General features: G+C 42.7%; 18 protein-coding genes. 14 read left to right on the top strand and 4 right to left on the bottom strand.

The window, feature by feature from the left end; all coding sequences use genetic code 11:
* Positions 1-64: 64 nt before the first annotated feature.
* The gene (locus tag BWD42_RS21450; RefSeq protein ID WP_217700114.1) at positions 65-592 is read left to right on the top strand and encodes a hypothetical protein; all 528 of its coding nucleotides are present in this window, start codon (positions 65-67) and stop codon (positions 590-592) included.
* A gap of 47 nt (positions 593-639) precedes the next feature.
* Here the strand turns inward: BWD42_RS21450 and BWD42_RS21445 are convergent, their stop codons facing one another.
* Positions 640-1,554 carry a helix-turn-helix domain-containing protein gene (locus tag BWD42_RS21445; RefSeq protein WP_077438452.1) on the bottom strand — a complete coding sequence of 305 codons (915 nt, stop codon included), beginning with the start codon at positions 1,552-1,554 and terminating at the stop codon, positions 640-642.
* Positions 1,555-1,621: 67 nt separating this feature from the next.
* Complete coding sequence (locus tag BWD42_RS21440) at positions 1,622-2,473, bottom strand: SDR family NAD(P)-dependent oxidoreductase (RefSeq protein ID WP_077438451.1); 852 nt, start codon at positions 2,471-2,473, stop codon at positions 1,622-1,624.
* Between the two features lie 230 nt (positions 2,474-2,703).
* Between BWD42_RS21440 and BWD42_RS21435 the strand changes: the two genes are divergently transcribed.
* The 7 genes from BWD42_RS21435 (at position 2,704) to BWD42_RS21405 (ending at position 11,441) form a co-directional block, all read left to right on the top strand.
* Positions 2,704-3,255, top strand: a complete 552-nt coding sequence (locus BWD42_RS21435) for an antibiotic biosynthesis monooxygenase (RefSeq protein ID WP_175992117.1) — start codon at positions 2,704-2,706, stop codon at positions 3,253-3,255.
* A 179-nt stretch (positions 3,256-3,434) separates the two neighbouring features.
* Positions 3,435-3,890: a redoxin domain-containing protein gene (locus tag BWD42_RS21430; RefSeq protein WP_077438449.1), complete on the top strand. Its 456-nt coding sequence runs from the start codon at positions 3,435-3,437 to the stop codon at positions 3,888-3,890.
* Positions 3,891-3,897: 7 nt separating this feature from the next.
* Positions 3,898-4,407: a DsbA family protein gene (locus BWD42_RS21425; RefSeq protein ID WP_077438448.1), complete on the top strand. Its 510-nt coding sequence runs from the start codon at positions 3,898-3,900 to the stop codon at positions 4,405-4,407.
* A gap of 292 nt (positions 4,408-4,699) precedes the next feature.
* Positions 4,700-7,954, top strand: coding sequence for a SusC/RagA family TonB-linked outer membrane protein (locus BWD42_RS21420; protein ID WP_077438447.1), 3,255 nt, complete (start codon positions 4,700-4,702; stop codon positions 7,952-7,954).
* Between the two features lie 11 nt (positions 7,955-7,965).
* Complete coding sequence (locus tag BWD42_RS21415) at positions 7,966-9,726, top strand: RagB/SusD family nutrient uptake outer membrane protein (RefSeq protein ID WP_077438446.1); 1,761 nt, start codon at positions 7,966-7,968, stop codon at positions 9,724-9,726.
* Positions 9,727-10,012: 286 nt separating this feature from the next.
* Positions 10,013-10,597 (top strand): Crp/Fnr family transcriptional regulator, encoded by a 585-nt coding sequence (locus BWD42_RS21410; protein WP_077438445.1) that lies wholly within the window; start codon positions 10,013-10,015, stop codon positions 10,595-10,597.
* A gap of 28 nt (positions 10,598-10,625) precedes the next feature.
* Positions 10,626-11,441 (top strand): helix-turn-helix domain-containing protein, encoded by an 816-nt coding sequence (locus BWD42_RS21405; RefSeq protein WP_077438444.1) that lies wholly within the window; start codon positions 10,626-10,628, stop codon positions 11,439-11,441.
* Here the strand turns inward: BWD42_RS21405 and BWD42_RS21400 are convergent, their stop codons facing one another.
* Both BWD42_RS21400 and BWD42_RS21395 read right to left on the bottom strand, forming a co-directional pair.
* On the bottom strand, positions 11,442-12,566 hold the full coding sequence (locus tag BWD42_RS21400; protein ID WP_077438443.1) for an MBL fold metallo-hydrolase: 1,125 nt from the start codon (positions 12,564-12,566) through the stop codon (positions 11,442-11,444). It lies immediately after the preceding gene.
* Between the two features lie 323 nt (positions 12,567-12,889).
* Positions 12,890-14,476, bottom strand: coding sequence for a sulfatase (locus BWD42_RS21395; protein WP_077438442.1), 1,587 nt, complete (start codon positions 14,474-14,476; stop codon positions 12,890-12,892).
* Between the two features lie 165 nt (positions 14,477-14,641).
* Here BWD42_RS21395 and BWD42_RS21390 point away from each other — a divergent pair, with 165 nt between their 5' ends.
* The 6 genes from BWD42_RS21390 to BWD42_RS21365 all read left to right on the top strand — a co-directional run bounded on the left by BWD42_RS21390 (position 14,642) and on the right by BWD42_RS21365 (position 25,169).
* Entirely contained in the window at positions 14,642-16,897 is a 2,256-nt protein-coding gene (locus BWD42_RS21390; protein ID WP_077438441.1) for a GH92 family glycosyl hydrolase, read from the top strand.
* Positions 16,898-17,269: 372 nt separating this feature from the next.
* Positions 17,270-20,383: a SusC/RagA family TonB-linked outer membrane protein gene (locus BWD42_RS21385; protein ID WP_077438440.1), complete on the top strand. Its 3,114-nt coding sequence runs from the start codon at positions 17,270-17,272 to the stop codon at positions 20,381-20,383.
* A gap of 9 nt (positions 20,384-20,392) precedes the next feature.
* Positions 20,393-22,009: a RagB/SusD family nutrient uptake outer membrane protein gene (locus BWD42_RS21380; protein ID WP_077438439.1), complete on the top strand. Its 1,617-nt coding sequence runs from the start codon at positions 20,393-20,395 to the stop codon at positions 22,007-22,009.
* 211 nt (positions 22,010-22,220) lie between these two features.
* The gene (locus BWD42_RS21375) at positions 22,221-23,498 is read left to right on the top strand and encodes an erythromycin esterase family protein (RefSeq protein WP_077438438.1); all 1,278 of its coding nucleotides are present in this window, start codon (positions 22,221-22,223) and stop codon (positions 23,496-23,498) included.
* Entirely contained in the window at positions 23,498-24,403 is a 906-nt protein-coding gene (locus BWD42_RS21370; protein WP_077438437.1) for an ABC transporter ATP-binding protein, read from the top strand. Before BWD42_RS21375 ends, BWD42_RS21370 begins: the two co-directional genes overlap by 1 nt.
* The gene (locus BWD42_RS21365; RefSeq protein WP_077438436.1) at positions 24,396-25,169 is read left to right on the top strand and encodes an ABC transporter permease; all 774 of its coding nucleotides are present in this window, start codon (positions 24,396-24,398) and stop codon (positions 25,167-25,169) included. Before BWD42_RS21370 ends, BWD42_RS21365 begins: the two co-directional genes overlap by 8 nt.
* Positions 25,170-25,176 lie beyond the last annotated feature (7 nt).

Genomic DNA, 25,176 nt, shown 5'->3' with positions numbered 1-25,176 from the left:
TTACCTAACTTTAGGGTAACAGTTCTTGTTCTGTATAATATAAACACAAACGAGCTTGGTATTTATGAAAAAGATCGAACTTATTCCACTTGTCGGAATAGACATTGAAAATATAGGATCGGTGTCTTTGGGCATGGCACAGGCGGAGGTACAAGCTATTCTCGGGCCGCCTTCGGATGCGTTGGATGGTCAGTATTACTACGATGAGCTCGAATTGCGACTGGATTTCAATGATCTTGGGCAACTCGAATTTATCGAAAGCATCAATGGCCCCACACCCGAAAAAACGGAGATCAGTATCTATGGACTTAACCCATTTAAAGTAGAGGCTGAGGAACTGCTCAATATCCTAAGTGAAAAGAACAATGGCCCTGTAGACGATTCGGAAGCGGGGTACTGTTACGCTTTTCTGAATAGCTCGGTCGGGGTCTGGCGACAGATGACCGAAGAAGATATCCAGGAAGATATCGAAGCCATAAAAGCTGAGGGCGAATACGAAGATAATGTGGATATGCTACTCGAAGATCTGGAAAAATCCAAATTCTTCTGGACAATCGGTATCGGCGTGAAGGGGTATTACACAGCGGACTAGTATTGTTGCGGGGCATATGATGAATGCCTGTCTTTGAAAGTGGGAGTTTATTGAAATAGTTGCCTGAATTCAACAGGACTCTGTTGGGTGGTTTTCTTAAATACCTTACTGAAAGATTGTGGATGTTCAAATCCAAGTTCATAAGCAATTTCGCTGATAGAAAGGGAGCTGGTGCTCAGGCGTACTTTGGCATATTCAATCATTTTATGCTGGATATGCTGCTGGGTATTTTGTTGCGTGTAAACACGGAGAACGCTGCCCAGATAATTGGGGGATAGGTTCAGCTGCTGCGCTAGAAAACTGACCGTCGGGACACCTTTCTCCAGCAGTTTATCCCGGTCAAACTGTGCTGAAAGGAGCTGTTCAAATCGGGTTACAAGTTCCTGAGTGGATTTTTTTCGCGTGATAAATTGACGCTCATAAAAGCGCTCGGCATAGATCAGCAAACGTTCGATCTGCTTGAGGATCAGTTCGCGGCTGAATTTATCGATATTGGACTGATACTCTTTTTCGATGTTCTGAAGGATATCCACAATAATTGCTTCCTCTTTGTCCGAAAGAAAAAGGGCTTCGTTAACTTCATATTGAAAGAAATCGTAGGTATGGATATGCTTTGCCAGTTCGCTGTTCCACAAAAAATCAGGATGTATCAGGAGGAGCCAGCCACTGGGTTCAGTTTGGACCTCCTGATTGATCTCCACTTTTAGAAACTGTAAGGGGGACACAAAGGTGAGTACCCCCGAATCAAAATCATACTGTTGTTGCCCATAGTTAAATTTGGCGTTTACATTTCGCTTTAACCCGATGGAGTAAAAATGCTGGATCCAATTTAACTTGGTATCACTGATGGGGTAGTGCACCTGGCTATAGTCGACCAGACTAATCAATGGATGTTCTGGCTGGGGCAGTCCACAAAAGCGATGAAATTCCGAAAGGGAATGAAAGCGAAATGTATTCTCCATAGGTGTAAATTTACTTATTTTCTTCTTTTTATATTGTCTACTTTTTATACCATTTACTTTCTCCCGGCTATTTAACAGGCTGTTCAAAACCTGTGGATACGGTATAACTTTTCCATTTTTCAATCTCGGCGGTCAAGGTATCGATTTTATTTTTGGCGAGCGTATAGGCATCTTCACCCATTAAAAAATGTACTGGTGGATGCTCCAATGTACTTAGCTCAATCAGTAAAGTAGCAGCTTTCTGCGGATCGTTTGCCTGATTGCCATGGATCTGCTGAAGATGTGCGGTCTCATTTTCCCTCGCCGTGACGTAAGCTGGAATAGGGTTGGCAGCAGTTTGTATAGATCCGTCGGATAAAAAATCCGTCCTGAAATAGCCGGGGTAAACCAAGGTTGTGTGTACGCCGAAGGGTTGCATTTCGACTGCAAGCGCTTCTGTAAATCCTGCCACGGCAAATTTTGTGGAGCAATAGATCCCAAAACCTGGGAAATTACCTGCAAGACCACCGATGGACGCAATGTTGAAAATATGACCCGATTGTTGATGACGCATATGTGGCGCGATATGTCGGATAGCATTGAGTGAGCCAAAGACATTCACGTCAAAATTGCGCCGGGTTTCTGAATCGCTGAGTTCCTCAATAGCGCCTGTTTGCCCGTATCCGGCGTTGTTGACGAGGACATCGATACGCCCGAAATAATCAATCGCCGACAGTACTGCCCGGCTGACATCTGCATTGTCGGTGATGTCTACTTCAAGTGGAAGAAAATTTTCGTTCTCACCGATTTCATCTTCCAATGCGCGTTTTGTTCGTGAAGTTGCGACAACATGATAACCTTGTGCCAACAGTTCCTTTACCAAGTTTAAACCAAGTCCTTTTGAAGCACCGGTAACAAACCATACTTTTTGTGATTTCATTGTGTTTTTAGTTTAAAATAAATTGATGTTACAAAAGTGATGAATTGCGGTGTTTTGGATGTAGGCAGATCGACGGATCTTGTAGTCAAATCGTGGTTTTGATGTTTTTAACGATAATTGTATTTTCGAAGTGTAATCCTTATTTCACCTTATCAACGAGTGGAGAAAAAAGAAAGCCAGGAAGTGGATGACCACTTGATAAGAATGCGCAATTTAAACAAAAGATAATTATGGAAAACCAGGGCGCGTCCGTCGTAATAACACATCACATTTTGGATGATAAGCAACTCGAATACGACCAGTGGTTAGCGGAAATTGTACCGCTCACGAAACATGCGAAAGGGTTTATTGATCTCCAGGTCATTCGACCTATCCCCAATTTAACATTTGTCTATACTGTAATTATCAGGTTTGATACAGTGGACAACCTAAAAATCTGGATGGAGTCCGATACGCGCAAAAGAATGATTGAACAGGCCAGTCCCTTATTTCGAAAGCAGGACCGTTATCAGATCAAGTCAGGCCTAGAGTTCCTTTTTGAAACGCCAGAGCAGGTTAATAAGATACCCCGACGCTGGAAGCAATATCTTGTTACCTGGTCTGCCATTTACCCCTTATCATTGGTTATGCCTATGATCCTGCTACCTGTTCTCCGATATTTTCATATTTCTCAAAATCGTATGTCCGATGGATTGCTGATCTCAGGTTGTATCGTTTTTCTAATGGTTTATCTGGTAATGCCTAATTATACCAAACTCATTCGCAAATGGTTAAATAAATAATCAACTGTTCGGTTGACAACTTGGGGAGAGCTGATAAGGCACTAAAGAAGGCAATTTTAATCGTTCGTGATAAAACAATTCTTCCATGACAACACTTTGTTTTATAGGAAGAGTCTTTGGTGAGAATCGGTTAAACCAAATTGAGGCTCTGGATAATGGTTAAATTTAAATACGTTTGTATGTTACAGAAAAACGATGTTGCACCGGATTTTACTTTGTATGCGACTCCCGATCAGAAAATCAAATTGTCCGAATTTAAAGGGTATAATGTGATCCTTGCTTTTTATCCTGCTGACTGGAGCCCAGTATGCAGTGACCAGATGGCCCTTTATAATGAAATGCTAAAATATTTTAAGAAATATGATGCCGAGATTATGGGTATATCGGTAGATAGCAAATGGTGCCATATGGCCTTTGCGCAGTCCAGAAAATTACATTTTCCGCTGCTTGCGGATTTTGAAGCGAAGGGTGAGGTCGCCAGAAAATACGGGGTATATGATGAGGATGAAGGCGAATGTAAGCGCGCACTTTTCGTGATTGATAAAGAGGGTGTTATCCAATGGAGCTACTTATCGCCAACAGCAGTAAATCCAGGCGCGGATGGTATCATAGAAGCATTAGAAAACCTTAAATAGCGAAATTATGTCATTAAAACCAAAAGTCAGCGATAGGGACCATATCCAAGGAAATAGCAGTGCGGATTTAACGATCGTCGAATATGGCGATTATCAATGCCCACATTGCGGGGCTGCACATCCGATATTGAAAGAGATGATGGCTGAATTGGGATCCCAGATCAGATTTGTATTCCGCAATTTTCCGCTTTCAGAAATGCATGAATATGCACGTCCGGCGGCGCTCGCCGCAGAAGCTGCAGCACTGCAAGGGAAATTTTGGGAGATGCACGATGCGATCTATGATAACCAGCAGAGCCTAAGCACACGTTTCTTAATGGACCTTGCCGAACGGCTAAATTTGGATGTCGATCAATTTAAGAGCGATATGCAAAAAGAAAGTCTGGAGGAAAAAGTGGAAGGAGATTTTGAAAGCGGCATGATGAGCGGTGTCAATGGAACACCTACATTTTTTGTTAATGGTCAAAAATTTGACGGCGGCGCGGAAGGTCTTGTTCAGATGCTACATGAAAATTGATTGGTATAATCCTGCCCATCGGAGAACCATAAAGCTACAAACTGGTAAGCAAATAACGAAATATCGTTGTTTCGGTAGCAAAGGCCATTTGACCTTCGAAGTCGAGGGAAGCTCTTTGATTGCTTATGTGATTCGTGTTGTTTATAAGTTAAATTTCTATTAAATATAGGTCTGCTAAACCTGTTTAGTTCGGAAGAGTATGGTTATTAATTAAATATTTATTAATATTAAGGTAAATTATAAACCAAGTGAAAGCGCCAACTTTGGGGCTGAATTCTAAACCAGACTAAAAATGCAGAAAACATTACTAATCAGTATGGCGTTGGGTCTCTCATATCCCACCTGGGCAAATGTAGAGCGTAATTATGCCAAATTGAACAGAGAGACGCAAGCTATTGCAATCCAGTCTACCGTAAAAGGTGTGGTAAAAGACAAAAACGGTGCAGCTATGCCCGGAGTGACCATCACCAATTTATCCACCCAGAAAACAACATCTACTGATGCCGCAGGAAAGTTTAACATGGAGGCTGCTATCGGCCAAAAGCTTAGGCTGACCCAAGTGGGGTACAATGAACAGGTGCTGACCATCAATTCCGCTCAGTTACAAATTGTAATGGAGTCCAAGGATACCGAATTGGAAGAGGTAGTCGTTGTAGGTTATGGTACCCAGAAGAAAGCTAACCTGACTGGAGCAGTCGATCAGGTCGGGTCGGAAGTATTTGAGGGCCGCGTACTAGCAAATGCCAGTCAGATGTTACAGGGGGTTGTGCCTAACTTAAACATTGTTCCGGCGGATGGTAAACCCAATCGCGCACCGAGTTTTAATATCCGTGGTGCCACTTCGATCGGACAGGGGGGAAGTGCCTTGATTTTGATCGATGGCGTCGAAGGGGACCCCGCTTCACTCAACCCAAACGATATCGAAAATGTCTCCGTATTGAAGGATGCTTCTTCCGCAGCAATATATGGTGCAAGGGGAACTTTCGGGGTGGTTCTGATTACGACCAAAAGAGCTAAATCTGGAAAATCTTCCATCAACTATTCTGGAAGCGGATCATTTCAAAAGCCAATTGCAAGACCCAAATTCGTAACAGATGGCTACGAATATGCCTCTCATTTCTTTACGGCCTATAATGCCTGGAATAACTATTCGTCTATCCCAAGTAAACTGAACAAAACGCAGATCTTTACAACGGATTGGCTCAACGAATTCAAACGTCGCAAAGAGCAGGGAATTACGGATGAAGTGACGGTGGATGATAAAGGAAATTACGTTTATTATGGTAATGAAGATTATTACGATGTCCTGATCAAAGACAACACCTTTGTACAGGATCATAATCTCTCTGTAAGCGGCAATACCGAAAAACTGGATTACTACCTCTCCGGACGTGCCTATGGCTACAATGGTATGTACCGTTATAATAGTGATAAATACAAAACTTACAACACAAGGGCAAAAGCCGGTCTACAGGTAAACGATTGGTTGCGTATCGCCAATAATATTGACTATAACTATGCGAAATACCGCGACCCGACTACAGCTGGTGAAGGAGGAAATATCTGGCGTAATATTGCAGATGAGGGCCACCCATCTTCACCGATATTCAATCCAGACGGTTCACTAAGTTTTTCGGCTGCTTACTCTGTAGGTGACTTTATCTATGGTAAAAATAGAACAGAAACTGAAAACCGGGATCTCCGTAATACGACCTCTTTTGAAACCAAATTCCTGAACAACAGCTTGCGCATCAAAGGGGATCTGACTTTTAGAAACCGCGATTTTAACTCGATCCGGGTACGCGTACCGGTCCCTTATAGTACGCAGGAGGGTAAGATGCTGAAGCTGGAAACAGATATGAACAACAATATTTACCAGGTGGACCAAAATTGGAAATATCTATTTGGAAACCTGTACGGCGAATACGAAAAAACAATAGGTGATCACTATGTCAAAGGTTTGCTGGGCTATAATTACGAACAACGTGTCTATAATTCTTCCTATATCACGAAAACGGGCTTATTGACCGAAAATGTGGATAATATCAATCTGGCTCTCGGGCAAAATACAACCGCTACCGCTGGTTATAATAAGTATCGTAATGTTGGTGTATTTATGCGCGCCAATTATATTTTCAAGGATCGGTACTTATTTGAATTCAATGGGCGCTACGATGGTTCTTCCAAATTTCCAACCAACCAGCAATGGGCATTTTTCCCTTCTGCTTCTGCGGGCTGGCGCATTTCTGAGGAGCCCTTCTTTACCGTTGACAAAAAGATTATTTCTGACCTGAAATTCCGGGCTTCTTACGGTTCACTGGGAAATGGTAACGTGGATCCTTATACCTATATGGATCTCTATGAGATCAGGATCATGGACCGCCTTTTGAACGGACAGAAACCTTCCTATACCTCGGTACCTAAGGTTATCCCTGATAACTTAACCTGGGAAACTGCCCGCACCGCCAATTTTGGAATGGATTTTTCATCACTAAACGGAAAGTTGACCTTTACAGGCGATCTTTACCAGCGCAAGACCTTGAATATGTATACCTTCAGCGTGGAGCTGCCGGATATCTTCGGGGCACAGTCGCCCAAAGGTAACTATGCGGATATGACAACAAAAGGCTATGAACTGAGTATTGCCTATAAAGACCGTTTCGACTGGAACAATAGCCCATTTAACTGGTCGGTAAAAGCGACTTTGGCAGACTATCGCTCGGACATAGACCGTTACGAAAATAAGGCTGGTCTGCTACAGACTGACCGCTATCAAACGGATCGCTACTATGAAGGACAGCGGCTCGGTGAGATCTGGGGGTATGTCACTCAGGGGCTTTTCCAAAATCAGGCGGAAATCGATGCTGCGCCAACACAAAAAGTCATTAGATCCTCCAATTCCGGAATTATCTACCCGGGTGATGTGCGCTTTGCGGATCTCAATGGCGATGGCGTTATCGACTATGGAACCAATACAATCAATAACCATGGTGACAAAACCATTATCGGCAATTACGAACCACGCTATATCTACAGTTTCAATATCAATATGGACTGGAAAAATGTCTATTTTTCTACCTTTTTCCAGGGTGTAGGAAAGCAGAACTGGTATCCGAGCAATGAGTCCATCTTTTGGGGACAGTACAATAGGCCGTACAATAATTTGCCCGAATGGCACCTCAATAACTATTGGACAGAGGATAATCCCAATGGCTATTTTCCACGTTATGCAGGTTACAATGAATCCATTAAGGCAACACCGCAGACACGATACCTGCAAAATATCGCCTATATCCGCATGAAAAATATCCAGATTGGCTATAATTTTCCAAAATCTGTCACGACTAAGCTCAAAATCAGTAGCCTGCGTGCGGGATTGTCCGGTGAGAATTTATGGACCTGGTCACCTTTATACAAAAAAACAAAGGACCTCGATGTGGGCAACCTTATGAAGTCTGACCCGGATATAAGTGATTCCAATAGTGGTGACGGGTTTAACTATCCCGTGATGAAGAGCATCAGTTTTAATTTATCGATTGGATTATAATTGTATTCAAAATGAAAAAGATCTTATTTATACCTATCATAGCGCTCTTATTCAGTTCATGTGAATTGAACGAGCTCCCTAAAGCATCGGCAACCGAAGAGGATATCTTCGGAACGGAGAATGGCCTGAAAAATTATAGCAATTCCTTTTACCGCGATATTACCTCTAGAAGTGATGCCTTTAAGGGGGACGCTATGGCTGATTATGCTGCGGTAAACAGCTTGAATGACTTCATGGTAAAAGGTGCATACTCTGCCGAAATCAGTACTGGGTGGAGCTGGACAGCTTTACGCAATATCAATCAAATGATTGCCAAATGCACAAGTCCGCAATTGAGCGATGCAGTCAAAAACAATTATATCGGTATAGCCCGTTTCTTTAGGGCCTGGTTTTATTACGATAAGGTGGTCCGCTTTGGTGATGTACCCTGGGTAGATCATCCCTTGACCGTGGATGAGAAAGATATCCTCCTCGCACCGAGGGATTCCCGTGAACTCGTGATGAAACATATTATGGAAGACCTGGATTTTGCCTATGCAAATATTACCGGGGATGGCGCTGATGGCACCCTGATCAATAAATGGACGGCACTGGGACTAAAAACACGTATCGCATTATTTGAGGGCACATTTAGAAAATACCACAAATTGAACCTGGCGACAACAGCGGCAGATTTCTTTAAAATGGCCGCTGACGCCGGAAAAATCCTGATGGAAACCGGCCCATATAGTCTATATGTAGCGAACGATCCCAAGATGTCGCAGCGTCAATTATTTGTGAGCAACCAACCGCTGAAGCAGGAGGTTATGCTGGGGCTTGCTTTCAGCAAAGATCAAGCCTTGATGAACGATGCCAACTGGTGGTGGACTTCGGCGACCTATGGGCCTCGACTGAGTTTGGTAAGACCTTTTATTAACAGTTTTCTGAACCTTGACGGAACACCTTATACGGATCGTCCAGGTTATCAGACGGAAGAATTTTATGAAGAATGTCAAAACCGTGACTATCGATTGGCACAACTGATCCGCACACCAGGATATAAACGCGCGGGAGAGGCTGCCCCTCCAAATTTTGCCAGTTATACGTATACGGGTTATCAACCGATTAAATACACCTTGGATGACCCTTATTACGACAACGGCGCTTATAACACCAATGCCGTTCCCCTGATGCGGTATGCCGAAATTTTACTGAACTACGCAGAGGCAAGACAGGAACTTGGCCTTTTGGATCTAACGGATTGGACCAAAACCATTGGTGCCTTGCGCGCAAGAGCAGGAATTACTTCAGGAAACAATAGCCTGCCGACCAAGGTGGACAGCTATTTGAAAAATACATTCTTCCCGGATATCAATGATCCTGTGTTATTGGAAATCCGCCGTGAAAGGCAGGTTGAGCTGGCATTGGAGGGTTTCCGTTTCAATGACCTGAAAAGATGGAAACTGGGCTCTCTGATGGCCAACCTTTCCTGGACAGGTATCTATGTACCAGCATTGGAAAAACTGATGGACTTGGATCACGATGGCAAACCGGATGTGATTTTCTATGATGGTAGTAAACCGGCTTCTTCCATTACTGCACCAAGCGGGGTAGCCAAAGTTGCGATCGGCGGGGGTAGCAAAAATTTCCAGACGATGACAACAGATAATCACCTCGAATGGTATAAGGCTGTACCAAGAAGCTGGGAAGATAAACAATACCTTTATCCGATACCCGCTACTGCAATTGTCAAAAATCCCAATCTTGCTCAAAACCCGGGCTGGGCAAAATAAGCGTTTTTTTGCCTACCAAAAAAAGCATCTCGTAATGAGGTGCTTTTTTTGTTATAGAACTCTGTACTGAAATAAAAGTATGATAAACAGCAGGAGAAGAATTTCATGCTGGAGTTTGTGGACTGTATGCTTTATATTTACATTTATCTTTAACTTGCTGCTGTGAAAATAGCGAATTCAATAACCCTATATCATGCTGATATCAGGATGCTGTTTTCTTCAGCGAAGTCATAGCTCATTTAGCTTTGGCATAAATTTTACACGAAAACAGACTTAATGCAATAGTATGCTATACGAAAATATCCTCAAGAATGTATCAAAGTGCATCACGCTGACGGACGGAGAAACCGAACGCTTCACCAGTCTACTGACCGTACGGAAGGTACCCAAGAAGACGATGCTCCTGCAGGAAGGAGAAATCTGTCAATTTGAAGGATACCTTCAGAAAGGCTGTGTCCGTATTTATTATCTTGACGAAAATGGTTTTGAGGTGACTTTGGCCTTTGCGGTCGAAGACTGGTGGATCAGTGACATTGCGTCCTTCCATTATCATACAGCATCGAGCCTGTATATGGAGACATTGGAAGAATCTGAATTTCTGATGCTGACTCCGGAGACGAAAGAAAAACTGCTGGATACTGTTCCAAAGTTTGAACGTGTCTTTCGCATGTTGGTACAGCGCCGGCTTGCCGTGCTACAAAATAGGTTGATCCATACCATGGCCAAACCTGCTGCCGAACGCTATCTTGAATTTATTGACCTATATCCCACGATATCACAGCGGGTGCCGCAATATTATATCGCGTCTTACCTCGGTGTTTCGCCCGAATTTGTCAGCATCATCCGCAAGCGGCTCGCGGCAAAAAAATAGTTGTCAACACAGTTTAAAGAAAATTTTTATGAGTATCGATGAAAAAGATTTTGGGAAGGCCTTTCTATATTCGTGTTATGTCGATAAGGCTTTTGGTCATGAACAATTTATTCCCGAACATGTAGTCATGTTCCAGCTATCCGGTGAAACACACATTGACCATGAAAAGGGAAAGCTGGTGACCAAGGAGGGCCAGCTACTGCTTGCCCGAAGAAATCAATTGGCAAAGGCATTTAAATACCCCTCACAAAATAAGGACTATCAGTCGATCTCAATCTTGCTGCACACCGACCGACTCAAGAAGTTTGCGTTGGATCATCAGCTCTCTTCGGATAAAAAACAGTCTGCCGATACCAATATCATTTTGGAAGGTGATGCCTTTATCAAAAGTTATTTTGAGTCGCTCACGCCCTATGCTGAGGCTTCGGAGCGGGTCAGCCCGAAGATGGAGACCATTAAAATATACGAACTAATCACTTTACTATTGGAGAGATACCCCGATTTAAAAAATTTGCTATTTGATTTCTCCGAACCATTTAAGATTGACCTAGAGGAGTTTATGCTGAAAAATTATAAGTATAATGTTCCTTTGGAGAATTTTGCCAAATTATCTGGTCGTAGCCTGGCGAGCTTTAAACGTGATTTTGAAAAAATATTCCGCACCTCACCCCGGAAATGGCTGCAGGAGAAGCGTCTTTCCGAGGCCTACTACCTGATTGAAAACAAGCGGAAAAGACCCGTGGACATTTACCTTGACCTTGGCTTTGAAAACCTCTCTCATTTTTACGCTTCCTTCAAAGAGAAATTTGGAATAACTCCGGCGACAATTAATTCAATCGCCTAATCAGTTTTTCCACCAGTAACTCGGGCTGTTGTGGAGCTCATCCAGATCAACCACTTCACCGATGCGAGGGGTGAGCAAGGTTTGTTGCTGTAGGGATGCTTCTTTGGAAATACGTTCCAAAGGCTCGTACCATGCATGATTAGCAAGAACAAATTTGGAGGAGTGTACGGGTAATAATTTTGTTGCGCGTAAATCTTTTGCGGCCTGCACTACCTCTTCGGGCATCATGTGGATGTATTTCCAGCTCAAGTCATATTGTCCATTTTCGAGTACCGCCAAATCAAAAGGGCCAAGTTTATCGCCGATTTCTTTAAAATGGCTGTCATAACCACTGTCTCCGCCCAGGTACAGCTTCCGGCTTGGCGTCTCCAGGACATAGGAGGCCCAGAGTGTATTGGCCGACCAAATGCTACGCCCTGAAAAGTGTCGTGCCGGTGTGACCGTTACATGAAATCCATTTCCTAGATCTACTTGATCCCACCAATCTTTTTCTATAATCTGATCCTGACGGTAACCCCAATATTCCAAATGTTCACCCACACCAAGTCCAACGATTATTTTGCCGACTCGGGGCTGCAGTGCTTTGAGTGTTTTGTAATCCATATGATCGTAATGATCATGGGAAATAAATAGGTAATCGATGGCTGGAAGCGCATCCGCTGTTGTTACATCAGCGCCCGCAAAGGCTTTGCCGCTGCCCGGTATAGGCGATATGCTGCCGCTCAATACCGGATCGACAAGAATAGTTTTCCCGTCTGCACGCAACAGATAGGAGGAATGCCCCAACCAGACCAAACCATGGGATTTGGTAAAGAGACTGTCCCAATCGACAGGTACCGAAGGTATCTTGTGCTTGGGGCTGGTTTCGGTTGATTTTTTGAAAAGGTAATCGGAAAGGGCTACCGTCCAACTTTGCGTTAGCTGTGGTGTTGGGCTGCTGTTGCGAAATTTTCCGTCCTTGAATTGCTTCGATTGCTCGATACGTTTAAGTCTTTCTCCTGAGGGCCTTTTGCCAAATTGGGGATGCATCATAAAGCTTGTGATTAATCCGATGAGAACAACAAGCGTTAGGGCTGACCATTTCAAAAATCGGAAGAAGCTTCTGGCTTGGTGTTTTGTTTTCATCTTACTTGTTTTACGATACAAAAATAGCTCGCTCAGCTACCTATTGTTTTTGTGTAAAGCTCAATTTTTATGTGCTGTACGGCTCACGTCCCTACACAAGGGCAGGGCCTTGTTCGAGATAACGTCGCTGTAGACCTATTCAGCTGATTACAGAAGCTGACTGACTAGAGGTAATAGGTTTTTCTGACTGTCCGGTATCTTTATCCGTATTAATGGGGTATCAGTTTTATAAGGTTTAAAATAAAAGCCTTTGCGGTCAAATCGCAAAGGCTTTCTATACAAGTTGAGGCCAACATAAAAAACAGTTTTGTTGAAAATAAAAGCTATTGGTCAACAGATTTTATCTGATCAGGGTAGGGGATCTGTTGTCCGGTAGTCTTGTAGGTAGGCAACTGGGCTTTCCATGTTCGCAGCTGATCGGAAAGGAGCTTGCTAAGCGCACTGGTTTTTTCTTTCATCTGAGGTGCAAGGTTATTCAGCTCACCAATATCCTCCCGCAGGTTATAAAGTTCCAATTTGCCTTGCTTCATATCGTAAAGCAGTTTATAGTCACCTTGGCGTATGGCCGAAAAGAAATTGATACCGGGCCCATCGGGAACGGTCCATTTGTTGGGAACATTCCAGACGAGAGGACGCTGGTTCCAGCTGTTGTCTGCTTTGTGCGCCATTAGCGGAGTTAGATCCTTGCCATCAGGCTGTTGCTGCACGAGCTGATAATCTGTTACTTTGGCCATCTGGAGTATAGTCGGGAACAGGTCTTCGACGATGACCGGAATGGGGTTGTTGCTTGCTTGGTGGATGTTAGCCTGTTTAATCAATAACGGAATGCGGATGCCTCCTTCATAGAGGGAGCCTTTGCCTGCCTTGAGTGGGAGATTCTGGGTATGAGGTTCGCCTGACCGTGGGGGACTGAGACTTAGCCCACCATTATCGCTCAAAAAGATAATTACGGTGTTGTCGTAGAGTTTTTTGTCTTTGAGGAACTGGACGATATCGCCCATGCTTTTGTCATAGCCTTCGACCAGCGAGGCGTATGCCGCTTCTGTTGAGTCCAGGCCACGGTCAAGGTATTTTTGTACAAACCGGGGATCAGGCTGAATAGGTACATGCACGGCATAATTGGAGAAATGAAGGAAGAAAGGTTCCTTACGGCGGATGGGCTCCTCAAGCGCTTTCAATGCTTCCTGCGTCAGTGCTTCGGTTAGAAAAGTGGATGTACCATGATACTCCATTAGATCTGGAACGGCTTGGTAACTTGCCTTGCCGGGCAGGTTGCCATAGTTTTGCTCCCCATAGTAGTTCTGAGGATGTCCGGCGGAATGTCCGGCAACGTTGACCATAAAGCCCAGATTGAGTGGACTGGCACCCGGAGTGCCGGCAGAACCCCAGTGCGCTTTACCAATATGAATGGTGTAATACCCATTGGCCTTGAGTATGCTTGGAAATGGCGTCGCATAGATCGTATGGGGAATATTGGGTACGGGGCTCAAGCCATTGATATTCCAGTCCGGTGGATTGAGCAGTTCATCCTTACTATCCGTAGCGGTATTGGCTTTGGGGTTTGTCCAGTTGGTGACCCGGTGATGTGCTGCATTCAGCCCTGTTAGAAAGCTCACCCGAGAAGGTGTGCACACCGGAGTCGCATAAGCATTCGTGAATTTGGTTGCATCGTTGGCCAGCAGTTCCAGATGGGGCGTATGAAACTTTTTGTTAATTGCTGTTTTGACTTTATAAAAGGGTTCAGACATGTCCTGCCAACCGAGGTCATCGACAAAGAATACCACAATATTGGGCCGATCGTTCGGGCTGAGCTGCTGCGCCTTGTCGACGCTTTGGGCATGAAGCCAAGATCCTAGGCAACTGAATAATAGCGCTAAAACAAAGGGACTATTGTTTTTTGAAATTAACATAGGGTTATATTAAAGGTTTACTGCTCGTATTGGAATTTAGCTTATCGAATATAGGCATTATCGGGTAAGTTCCAAATTTACCGCCTTTTATTTCATCAAAAAAAACTAACTTTAGAGGCGAAACTTCAGTTTCCTCATAAACCATTGATTACTTAATTAATTATAATGCTAAATAAGAATCTTAAATTGAAATCTAAGGCAATTGTACGCACGATCTGTTGCTGTACTTTTTTTTCGATTTTTGTGCTAAAAGGTTTTTCCCAGGCCAAAAACGCGAAAGAACTCGTGGATTATGTCAATCCATACATGGGAAATATCAGTCATTTACTGGTGCCGACTTATCCGACGGTCCACCTGCCCAACAGTATATTACGGGTATACCCCGAAAGAGGGGATTTTACCTCGGACCGTTTGTATGGTCTGCCGCTTATCGTAACGAGCCACCGTGGCTCGTCGGCCTTCAACCTAAGTCCAATGTTGCGTTTGCCAAATCAACTCAGTCCGGTACAATTGTATAGTTATGATCAGGAGGAAATCAAGCCTTATCGTTATTCCGTTATTTTGGATCAGGAAGATATTAAAGTGGATTATGCACTATCGCACCAGTCGGGTATGTATACTTTCACTTTCCCGAATACATCCACAAAATATCTGCAATTCAATTCACGTGAAGGGGAACTGCAATGGGATGGTCAGGCACTTTCGGGAATACAGGAAATTGGCAATGGAACACGTGTATATATCTATGCGGTTCCGGAGATCAAGCCTAGTGCAGTAAGCAAATTGCAGGGGCAACAGCTGGAAAAAGGAACAGAGGCCAAAGGACGGAATGCTTGCCTGGTACTACACTTTGACCAGCCGGGAGCTAATTTAAAAATGAAATACGGAGTTTCATTTATTGATGCCGCGCAGGCCAAAGCAAACCTGAACCGTGAGATTGCTGATTTCGATCAAAAGAAACTAGCGGAAAATGGACGTAAAATCTGGAATCAGGCCTTGGGAAAAATCGCTGTTGAAGGAGGCAATGAATCCGACAAAAACGTGTTTTATACTTCCTTATACAGAACTTATGAGCGTCCGGTAAACATTTCCGAAGGCGGACGTTATTTTAGCGCATTTGATGGCAAGGTTCATTCGGACGAAGGAAAGCCATTTTTTACAGATGACTGGATCTGGGACTCCTACCGTGCGCACCATCCCTTACGCGTACTGTTGGAGCCGGGGACGGAATCCAATATCCTCAATTCTTTTGTACGGATGTCAGAGCAGATGGACAAACCTTGGTTGCCGACCTTTCCAGAAATTACCGGAGATAGCAGAAGGATGAATTCCAACCACGGGGTTGCAACCTTGCTGGATGCCTATCGTAAGGGCATCCGTGGCTTTGATATTCAGAAGGCTTATCTAGCGGCAAAAGGAGCGATCACCGAAAAGACTTTGGCACCATGGTCGGATAAACCTGCTGGAAAAATGGATGATTTTTTCAAAGAAAAAGGCTATATCCCGGCCTTGCATCCGGGCGAAAAGGAAACGTATCCCGAAGTACATGGCTTTGAAAGACGCCAACCGGTGGCTGTTACACTGGGCACATCCTATGACCTCTGGTGTCTGGCGCAACTGGCCAATGAATTGGGCATAAAAGCAGATTATGACCTGTTTATGAAGCAATCTTTCAATTATAGAAACCTATTCAATGAGCAGACCAAATTTTTCCACCCGAAGGATGAAAAAGGTAATTTTATCATGCCTTTTGATTATGTTTTTTCCGGGGGACAGGGTGCCCGTGAATATTATGGCGAAAATAATGCCTGGATATACCGTTGGGATGTGCAGCACAATATTCCGGATCTGATCAAATTGATGGGGGGTAACCAGTTGTTTGTACAGTATCTGGATGAAATGTTCCAGCAGTCACTCGGTCGCTCTAAATTTGATTTCTATGCGCAGCTGCCAGATCATACCGGCAATGTAGGTCAGTTTTCAATGGCAAACGAGCCGGCGCTGCATATTCCTTACCTATACAACTACGCTGGACAACCTTGGATGACGCAAAAACGTATCCATAAGCTGATTGGGGAGTGGTTCAGAAATGACCTGATGGGGGTACCCGGGGATGAGGATGGCGGTGGTATGTCGGCCTTCGTCGTTTTCTCTCAGATGGGTTTCTATCCGGTTACTCCGGGGCTGGCTTCCTATAGTATCGGATCTCCATTTTTCGAGAAAACAACGTTAAGCCTGCCAAATGGAAAATCTTTTGTAATTATCGGAAAGAACGCTTCGTCCAAAAATAAATATATTCAGTCGGCTACCCTTAATGGAAAACCGTTGAATAGCACACAATTAAACCATGCCGATATCCTGAAAGGTGGCACGCTTGAGTTTGTGATGGGAGATAAGGCCAATAAAAATTGGGGAAATTAGCGTGATAATTGTTTATCTTACAGTGGGACGATACGCCTTTAAATTTTGAAGATACACTTTTAAATTATAAGATCTCCTGTTTGATTTTAACAAAAACAAGGTCCGTTAGTCTATCGACTAACGGACCTTGTTGTATTTTGAGATCCCCTTTTTTTGACATTAGTTTATGCTATCGGTTGCATGCGATTTTTGAATAAGAAGGTGACATAAGCATATTTTTTATTATCAACACAATCGATTGCGCTATTCACGCAATCGATTTCGTTTGTCCAATACTTTGTTCCCAAAGATTATCCCTCTAATTTAAGGGACTAAACCTGTCAATCTTAAACTGAAAAACTGATTGACACAATAATAACTAACTATTTAATTATGATTTCAAAATTTACAAGTAACCAAAAGGTAAGCCTACTTGCTATTGCTCTTCTTGTGGCGTCTTCGCAACAGACATTTGCGGCAGATCGGCCAGCTGTATTGATAAATGCCGGGCTTGTCGTTGAACAAAATCCGATTGGAGGTAAGGTCACGGCAGCGGATGGGCCATTGGTAGGAGCGACGGTTTCGGTGAAGGGTAGCTCGGTATCAACATCCACGGATGCGAAAGGTGCATTTTCAATTAAGGCAAAAACCGGTGATATTTTGGTCGTAAGCAGTGTGGGCTATAAATCCAAAGAAGTGACCGTCAGCGGGAATACGGTTTCCATTCAATTGGAAAGTGACAATTCGGCGTTGGAAGAGGTCGTCGTGGTCGGATTCGCCAAGCAAAAGAAAGTGAATCTAACGGGTGCGGTACAGGCAATTAGTTCAAAAGACTTACAAGATCGCCCCGTGACGAACGTATCATCAGCTATTCAAGGTAAATTTTCCGGTGTAACCATCACGCAGAATTCCGGTCAGCCGGGTAAAGACAATGGTACTATACGCATTCGTGGTCTAGGGACTATCAACAACGCCAATCCTTTGGTGATTGTGGATGGGATCGAAAGTTCGATGAATAATATCAATCCAAATGATATTGAAAGTGTATCCGTATTGAAAGATGGTCCGAGTGCTGCAATCTATGGTTCGAAGGCAGCCAATGGCGTGATTTTAATTACAACAAAAAAAGGCGGTAGTGGCAAACCGCAATTAAATTATACAGGATACGCCGGTATTCAGGATCCAACGCGTCTGCCGGAATATATGAATTCCTATGATCATGCTGTAATCTTAAATGAAGCGCTAAAGAACGAGGGAAAAGATATTCGTTTTTCAGCTCAAGATCTCGAGCTTTTCAAAAATGGCTCCGATCCGGATGGGCATCCCAATACAGATTGGTTAGGTTTGTTGTATAAAGGCTCGGGATTTCAACAGTCCCATAACATGCAGGTAACAGGCGGAACGGAGGATGTACAATATATGGCTTCCGGTGGATACTTGGGCCAGAAAGGTGTGATTAAAGTAGCGAGCTCTGATCGGTATAACTTACGGACCAATGTAGGTGCTAAAGTATCAGAAAGATTGCGCTTTGATCTGGGATTGGCCTATAATTACCAACGGATCACCGAAGCGGTAAATCCATATACAGGTGATATGGCGCAGATCTTTAGACAGGTCAATCGGATTCCAAGCTTTATTCCATACAAATATAGCAATGGTGTATACGGTCGTGGTAGTGATGGTAACCCTATCGCCTGGATGGATATGGAATCGAAAGACAATATGATCTATAAGCATACGCAGGTCAATTTTTCGGGGGAATTTAAAATCTTGGAAGGTTTGAAAATTAAACAAGTCATTGGATTTCAACCCATCGATAATATGTCTTCCAAATTTGTTAAAGAAATTCAATACCAGGACCAAAATGGTGGTCTAGGGCCTAAACAAGGAATGAATAACTTAACAGTCTATAATTTCCAATCGGAGCGGTTAACTTTTCAGACTTTGCTGACTTATGATAAAAAAATTGCTGATCATCAATTTAATGTCTTAGGTGGATTTATGGATGAGACGTTCAAGGCTGACTATTCCAGTGCCTACGCGCAAGGTTTTTTGAATCAAGAATTTCCAGAACTTAATTTAGGAAGCAGAGACGGCATGAAGGTGGATGGCGGTGCAAAGAAATTAATTTTGCGTTCTTTCTTTGGGCGGATCAATTATGCTTTTGCGGATAAATATCTTCTGGAAGCCAATGTAAGACGTGACGGAACCTCGCGTTTCCTGGGAAATAATCGCTGGAGTACCTTCCCTTCGTTTTCGGCAGGATGGCGTATTTCACAGGAAGATTTTTTCAAAGAATCTGCGTTAGCTGATGGAATATCAGAATTGAAATTAAGAGGGGGCTGGGGTAAATTGGGTAATCAGCAGTTGTCTGCAACCTCGGACAATTTATACCCGACGGGCGATGCTTTCTATCCAGGCATATTCACCATTTCTCCTGGATTTAATTATCCGTTTGGGACCAAACCTGTTTCTGGTGGGGCAACCGTACAATCTGCCAATCCGTTATTGCGCTGGGAAGCGACCACAAGCACAAATATCGGTTTGGATCTGAACTTAAAGAATAATTTAGGTTTTGTCTTTGAATATTTTGATCGCCGTACAGATGGTGTATTGCTAAAACTACCTGTATCAGAGCTATACGGCCTTCCTTCTCCATACCAAAATGCAGGTAAAGTACAAAATAATGGGGTTGAATTACAGATCAATTATCAAAATAGCGTTGGTGACTTTAAATACAGTATTGCTGCCAATGGTTCCTACATCAATAACCAGATTAAAAAATGGGCAAGCGATGAACCACAGGTGAATGGAACATTTTATGTCTATGAACAAGGGAGACCGATCCGTTCGTTTTATGGTTATGAATCTGCTGGAATCTATCGTTCAAATGAAGAGTATAAAAATAGTGGAATAAAAGGTGTAAATGAGGAAATAGGTGCCGGGGATATTATTTACAAAGATCAAAATGGTGATAAGAAAATTGACGGTAATGATCGGGTGTATTTAGGTTCGCCAGATCCAAAATTCATCTTTGGCTTGACGTCAAATATGAGTTATAAAAATTTTGATCTAAGCCTATTTTTCCAAGGTGCAGCCAAAGTGAGTGGCTACCTATGGGGCGAAGCTATCGGTGGAATCTCTGGGTCAGATAAGCCAACAACCATCTATGCGGATCGCTTTAATGCCGAAACAAATCCAAATGGATCTATGCCACGTGCATTGACCAGCTGGGCACAAAATAGCCCTTCGGGTACTCCTTCGGACTTCTGGATTCAAAATGCGAGTTATGTACGTTTAAAAAATATCACTTTTGGCTATACGCTACCAAAAACGTTTACAGATAGAATCGGAATCAAGGGCGCAAAACTATATTACAGCGGCCAAAACCTACTGACGTTTACGGGCTTTGCAAAAGGATTTGATCCGGAAGCGCCGGCAGATTCGCGTGGTAATTACTATCCGCAGGTAAAAACAAATGTCTTTGGTCTTAACGTAAACTTTTAATTGTAAATCATGAAACTTAGAAATATAACAATCGCATTGGCTGTAGTTGCATTCATGGCTTCCTGTCAAAAACTTGATCAGGAACCTTTAGATGCTTTTAATGCCGATAATTTTTGGAAAACAGAAGCGGAAGCAGATTTCGCTGTAACTGGTCTGTATAGTGGTACAAGCAATTCGGATGGAAAAATTAACGAGGGATCCGCCTGGGAAGATGGAACACAGATTTTTTATATGGATTGCACCTCGGATAACTCCAACAGCGATTTTCCATGGGAGGGTTTCCAGGCCTTAGGAAATGGTACAGCAACGCCAACAAATTCTGGAAATGCTGATTCAAGGTATACTTATGAACATATTCGTCGGGCGAACTATATACTAGAGAATATTGACAAAGCTCCTATGGCGACGGAGAAAAGAAAGAAATTGATTGCTGAGGTTCGTGTGATTCGCGCTTATCGATACTTTGATATGGCAACCTTATTTGGCGGAGTGCCAATTATCACTAAAACATTGGCGAAAGAGGATGCTTATGTTCCGGCAAATACTCAAAAAGAGGTGTTGGATTTTGTTGAAAAAGAACTAAAGGAAGCTGCTGCTGATTTAAGCTTTGTAACTGGGGGAACTAGAATGTCCAAGGGGGCTGCCTTGGGTTTATTGGCGCGCTGTTATGCCTTCCAAAAGAGACATCAGGACGTTATTAATACGACACAGGAAATTATTTCTTCAGGAACGTATAAGCTTTTTAAGGACTATGCGACTTTATTTGAAGAGGCAAATGAAAATAATAGTGAAGTAATGATGAACATCGAATATCTAGCGAATGATCAGCCATATACGATGTTGGGCATCATGATACCAAATTCTATGGGAGGCTGGGGATCAATTGTGCCTACCCAAAGTTTAGTTGATGCTTACGAAACGGCTGAAGGAAAAACAATCGGAGAGTCGACAAATTATAATCCGGCAAATCCTTATGAAAATAGGGACCCACGTCTAGCAGCAACGATCGTTTATCCGGGAGCATTATATAAAGGAAAGTATTTTGATCCACTAAATCCAGATTCAAAAGATTATCCTTCTGCTGCTGATAATGCTTCCAGCACAGCATACAATTATAGGAAATACATTCAAGACCCGAGCAGTTACACGAATATATGGAATGTAGGAACCAATATTATTGTGATGCGTTATGCGGAGATCTTGTTATTAAATGCTGAAGCAAAAATTGAGCTGGGCAAGGTTGATAATAGCGTATATGAAAATATCGATCTGGTACGCCAGCGTGCAAAAATGCCAAAAGTGGATAAAGTTGTTTATGCTGCACAGAATAAATTACGCGAACTGGTACGTCGTGAACTCCGTGTGGAACTAGCTGGTGAAGGACGCCGTCGTTTTGACATCATCCGTTGGGGGATTGCCAAAGATGTGATGAACGGTCCGGTAAATGGTGCTTTGTCAAAAGGAACGGTCGATCCCAAAACAGGAAAAGTAACCTACACGTCTTTGACTGACCGCTTTTTCTCCGAGAACAGAACATTCAAAGCCGGAAAAAATGAATTATGGCCAATTCCACAAGCTGTTATCGACAACAGCAAAGGAACCCTGAAACAAAATCCTGGTTACTAATCGCGTAATAAGCACAATCCAGGCGTAATGCACGATAACAAGGCTCGGTAAAAACGGTTAAGCAGTAAATGCTTAACCGTTTTTTATTTTCGAAATCATAGGTGATTTTTATGGAAATGACAAAAATTATCATCTTATAATTGAAACTGTTCGGAATAGTGTATCTTTAATTACCTATTTCCGGAAATATAAACCGAATTAATCGTGCAGAATGAAGCGTATACTTTTCGCATTAACGGCTCTTATTGTTATTATTTTAGTTTTTAATAAGCTTATTTACAATGATCGGCTTCCGCCGAATTATCAAGCCCTGCGAGTAGATGTAAATCGCAATAAAGCGGTAATCAATAGTATTTCCATCATGGATAGTAACTTTTCCGATCTTCAAGTATTCGACCGTATTTTAAAGGATAATAGGATACTGATGTTGGGGGAAATGACGCACGACGATGGAGAGACTTTTCGGGCCAAATCCCGATTGATCCGTTATCTCCATGAGAAGTTGGATTATCATATTGTGCTGTATGAAGCTGGACAATATGATATGTGGGTCATGAATAAGGAAATGGATCGCCCGACGTTGCAACTTCCTAAACAGTCATTGGCTGGCCTGGGATTATTTGATTTCTGGTGGCGGAATAAAGAAACGGCTCCTTTGATAACTTACTATCAAAAGTCCAAATTATCAGACAAGCCAATCACACTCGGTGGATTTGATATTCAGTTTTCCGGTCGTTTACTTGGCGATAATCGTGCAAAGCTGCTGGAGGAATTTTGCCTTAAAAATGAGATCGATCTAAAAAATTATCCCTTATTAAAAAAAGAACTTAATAATCTAGCGTATCTGACCCTAGCTCGATATGCCAATAGAAAGCTTGATTCTACAGCTAAAAACCAGTTATTACATGAAATCGGGAAATTGAAATATGCTTTATGGGCCTCTGGCAGAGGTGAGGAACACCGGATTTATAGTCGATACCTAGCGGATATAAAAGCTAATTATGAAAAATCCTGGTCGTATGCAGCTGGATCCATGGCGAGTATGCATCTTCGCGACTCACTGATGGCCCAAAATCTCCAATATCAAATAGATTCCTTATATGCCGGAAAAAAAATCATTGTATGGTGTGCCAATATCCATACCTTTTCAACTGCTTATAACAAAGAATACATTCCTTTGGGCACCTATATTAAAAAGAAATATGGCCCTCAGGCTTATATGCTTGACTTTAGTTCCTATGGAAAGAAAAATGATGTAGGTCAAATAGTGGGTAAAGCCGGTAAATTAGCCATTGAAAATATTTTCCATCAAACAGGAGTACCTTATTTCTTTTTGGATCTACGGGGACTACCTGATACCGCCCCGCTCAAACGTTCATTTGTTTCAGTCATTAACCAGGGTATTGCGGAGGAAAGAAAATGGGCTGACTATATTGATGGCATTTTTTATATCGATTTAAATAAAAGACCAACAAATCTCAAACGCTAATGGAAAGTATCCTAACACATCAGCTTAGCTTTAAAATAGGTCCAAAAACCATTCTAGATCACATAGACCTCCATGTTCCGGACAAAAGTGTCTATGGTTATCTTGGGCGGAATGGTGCCGGAAAGTCTACCACCATCAAACTCCTGCTAGGGCTTCTGGAGGATCGTGCTGATGCTATTTTTATTCGTGGGAAAAGTTTAAAAGCCGATCGAAGCGCTATTTATGCAAATGTGGGCAACCTCGTTGAAGCGCCATGCTATTATACCAAATTAACGGTTTTTGAGAATTTAAAATATTTGGATATCATCCACAAAAAGGGAAATAAACGGATCGATGCCGTGCTCGAAATGGTAGACCTCCGGAAGGAGAAAAGGAAAAAAGCCAGTACCCTATCTATGGGGATGAAGCAGCGGCTGGGAATTGCCATGGCTATATTTCACGATCCCCAATTATTGATCTTGGATGAACCGCTAAATGGACTCGATCCGCAGGGAATTGTAGAAATGAGAAATTTGTTTCGCATGCTCAATGAGCAGGGGAAGACGATATTTCTGTCAAGTCACATACTAAGCGAGCTCGAAAAAATAGCCACGCATATAGGCATTATTGAGGGTGGAAAAATGATATTTCAGGGCACCAAAAATGAGCTGCTGGGTCAGGTGGAAAGGGAGGCACGACTGCGGACTTCTGATGCTACACGAGCGGCCATGGTTTTAAATAATGCCGAATTTTCGGTATTAAGAACTGAGGGACAGACGGTCGTAGTGAAAATATCAGGTGACAACCACTTTGATCAGATGATTAAATGCTTGGTACAACAGCAGATTGAAATTTATGGACTAGAGTCCCATAATGCAGATCTTGAACAGATTTTTATAAACTTAATTGCCCGATCAAATGACTAATACATTTTATACCGCCTTCTTGTCTGAAAAATTTAAACTGCTTCGAAACCGGCAGATTTTTGGCGTCCTTATCGCTCCGGTATTGCTCATTTTCGCGATCGATGCTTATATTATCTACGATATCATCAGGTCGGGAGGAGCAACTGGAGTACCTAACCCCTGGAAGGTATTGTTGGGAAGGTATGTATTTCAGTTTTTTTATTTGTTGTACCCTATTCTGATCGCACTGTTTGTTTATGCCTGTTGTGATGTGGAGTATAGGAATAACAATTATAAGGTACTATTTACATTGCCGCTTGATAAGTCAAAGATATTCTTTTCAAAGGCCGTGTTTATCCTGCTAACCATACTGTTTTCTATCTTGTTTGCTTACGCAGCATTCTTAATCAGCGGCTATATACTGGGTTTGATTTACCCGGTGCTTGGCTTTCAGAATCACGATTATAGGCTGGTGATTTTCTTCAGCTTTCTGAAGCTTTTGATTACGCTATCGGCTATTTCGATGATCCAATTGGCCTTAAGCCTGCTCTTCAAAAGCTTTATTTATCCCATTGGAATAAGCATGTTCATGCTGGTGTTTTCGGTATTTGTAGCGCAAAAGAGCTTCTCGGACTTTATTCCTTATACAGGTACTTATAAAGCCTTTCTGGATATAATGAATGAAAACGATGACTTTGGACGACTTGATTATAGTAATATCGCCATGATCTTCTTATTTATGCTGCTCAGTTTTTACATTTTTAGGCAGAAAGGACTTTTTAGATAGTCGATCG

It is taken from the genome of Sphingobacterium sp. CZ-UAM, assembly GCF_002000245.1.
In the GTDB taxonomy this organism is placed as follows: Bacteria; Bacteroidota; Bacteroidia; order Sphingobacteriales; family Sphingobacteriaceae; genus Sphingobacterium.
The sequence above is the reverse complement of the archived record's forward strand: the minus strand, read 5'-3'. Positions and strand labels throughout refer to the sequence as shown.